Annotated in this window: 1 protein-coding gene; it reads left to right on the top strand. The window is 37.4% G+C overall.

Features of this window, described 5'->3' with window-relative positions; all coding sequences use genetic code 11:
- The first annotated feature begins 98 nt into the window (after positions 1 to 98).
- A complete protein-coding gene (locus ACNDLV_RS07700) occupies positions 99 to 956 on the top strand; it encodes an IS982 family transposase (protein ID WP_022091102.1) in 858 nt (285 codons plus the stop codon).
- Positions 957 to 967 lie beyond the last annotated feature (11 nt).

Raw genomic sequence — 967 nt, 5'->3', positions numbered from 1 at the left:
TACGCGTGGTGCTAGTTAAATCGTTTTAGTTAATAAAAAAGTCCAATCGGACTAGACTCGACTTGTAAATAGTAATAATAGAAAAGAGTCTGATCTAATTGAACTGCCTTAAGCTTAAGCGTTTTAGCCACCATTTACAAGTTAGTTTTAAAGATTTAGTGATAATTTGTCGGCACTGGTATCGTTTGTATGCACCGGCTGAGTTTACTCATCGGCGAAATATTGATCAAATTAAAACTACGGACAGTCTGATTTTGGCTTTACTTATCTGGCAAGCTAAGACAGGAATTGAATCACAAAGAAGATTCTGTGAATGTTTCAATTGTTTATCACACTCACGTTTTAATCGACGTTCACGTCAGCTATTGCAATTGATTTATCAGATACGGCAAGAAATGAATAAAAAGGTTGACCTGAATGGACAGTTCTTGATCATTGACAGCTTTCCGGTACCTGTTTGCCAACCAATTCGCAACTATCGTGCTAAAATTTTTCGCGGTTATGCCAACATTGGTTATAAGGCCACCAAGAAAATTTACTTCTATGGTTTCAAAGTTCATGTCATTGTTAGCGATGACGGTTACATTCTTGATTATGTCGTAACAAAAGCATCAGTTCATGATGCCAAGGAGACAGTTGAACTGATGGAAAATACCCATCCATCTAATTACTATCTTCTTGGCGACGAAGGCTATTTAGGCAAAGAACTGCATCAACAGCTAAAACAAATGGGTTATGAACTTTGGACACCATATCGTAAAAATATGACAGGAGCTAAAAAGCACAATGATCATCAATTGATGGCTATTCGCAGAACAATTGAAAGCGACTTTTCGCTTCTGACCTATTACAATGCCGAGAACAATCGAGCACGTAGTCTGATAGGCTTTCAAAGCCGGTTGGAAATTGCAATTTTAGCTTATAATTTGGCTTATTGTCTAGAAAGATTTAACTAGCACCACGCGTA

This window comes from Lactobacillus fornicalis (genome assembly GCF_055362665.1).
Note: the sequence above shows the minus strand (reverse complement) of the source record. Positions and strands in the feature narration are given on the sequence as shown.